Source organism: Geofilum rhodophaeum (assembly GCF_002210225.1).
In the GTDB taxonomy this organism is placed as follows: Bacteria; Bacteroidota; Bacteroidia; order Bacteroidales; family Marinilabiliaceae; genus Geofilum; species Geofilum rhodophaeum.
Genome location: NZ_MWUJ01000060.1, coordinates 1 through 1530 on the forward strand (window position 1 = coordinate 1; position 1530 = coordinate 1530).

Consider the following 1530-nt stretch of genomic DNA (forward strand, 5'->3'; position numbering starts at 1 on the left):
AGATTCGGTTCCAATTCTCCCCCCTTCCGGCGTTTCCATATCCAGAATACAAATGGATTAGGTGTGGAGAAGGATCATTCACTCCCTTAAAGGAAAATGATTAACAATCACTAAAAAAGCTATTATGCATAAGCTCCAAAACCCATCACACAAAAACTCAGCAATTCAATTAATTTGCATTCTCCTTCTACTCCATTTCTGCTCGTGCAGTGGAACAAAGAAAACAGGCTTTGAAATTTAAAAAAATGATGTCAACCAAATACTGGACCTTGTTATTGATAACATCCTTGAGGTGAACGAAAACTGGGATTATTGCATCTACCCTCAATTTTACTCTGGCCTTCCTGAGAAAGTTATTTACGACAGCTTCTTATCAGAAGACCAATCTAATTTCGACTCTACACAAGTTGCCACATTCATTCAACAACTCAAATCTCTGGAAGGAAAAGATTTAAGCAGGCACATCATTGATCCGGAAAAGCAAATGAGAATCTCCGAGACCTTTGACGAGTTTCTCATTATTTTGAGCGCGCCAATGATCGATGAAAAAAACGGAATTGTTGTAATCTACGTTGAAATCCAATTCCCAAATAAAAATGAAGAAGTAGAAGCTGATGCGCGTTTTATTATGACACAACTAAAAAAGGAAAAAGCAGGCTCGGAAGAATTAATGTATGCAAGCCTCATCAAGACCTTCAAACCAGTTATTCGATGATTACTTATTTCAACCTCAAAACTGCACTCCCCAAACTGGCATTATTAACTATCGTTTCGTGCACATCCTGCGAAGCAGGATTCCCAAAAGTTAGCGAGCCCCATTATTTTCAGGCGAACAGCTCTAGCTACGGAATAAAAACCCAGAAGGACAAGCTAATTTATATTGAGAAGAAAACTGGAGAAGAAAAGTCTCTATGGAATTTTTATGATGATGGAAAGATAAAAGCTCACTACAAATACATAAATGGAGTAATGGTAAAAGATGCTCTGGAGTACTTTCCTGATGGCGCCCTAGCGTTTTATAAATACTATGATTCCAGGGGACGTTTGGCATACATGCGTTCGTACAACGAGAATGGCAATTTTAAAGATGAATCTGGCGAACTAATCACGTTCAATGAGCAGGAGATTGCAGTAAAAAACGACTCGATATTTGTCTCTGTTCACACGCCACGCCCCCCTGGCACAAACTCAGCATGTACCGTGATTTTCTTTAACGACGGGGGCAATACAACAGACTCTTTATCTTTTAACACCTCCGATTTCGCCCTGTCCCTTTCCATGCTTACCACTTCCAAATTGCTTTTCAAAGCGGAACTTACTGAACCGGATTACTCCTCTTATCATACTAAATCAATAGCTATTTCAGAAATTAAAAACATTGCCTTAAGCAACAACTAAGCATTTGATGGGCTCATTTAATTAATTGAAATGAAAAAACTTACAGGGTTATAAATAACACAAAAAAAGTTCGAATCTCAGACGAATTTGATGACCTACTAATCGTGTTATGACAACAATAAACTAAACGAG

General features: G+C 38.2%; 2 protein-coding genes. Both read left to right on the forward strand.

Annotation, left to right across the window (positions count from 1 at the left end; translation table 11 throughout):
- Positions 1–292 precede the first annotated feature (292 nt).
- Positions 293–715, forward strand: a complete 423-nt coding sequence (locus B4W65_RS17010) for a hypothetical protein (RefSeq protein ID WP_088656355.1) — start codon at positions 293–295, stop codon at positions 713–715.
- Positions 712–1398 carry a toxin-antitoxin system YwqK family antitoxin gene (locus tag B4W65_RS17015; RefSeq protein WP_088656356.1) on the forward strand — a complete coding sequence of 229 codons (687 nt, stop codon included), beginning with the start codon at positions 712–714 and terminating at the stop codon, positions 1396–1398. Before B4W65_RS17010 ends, B4W65_RS17015 begins: the two co-directional genes overlap by 4 nt.
- The last annotated feature ends 132 nt before the right edge of the window (positions 1399–1530 follow it).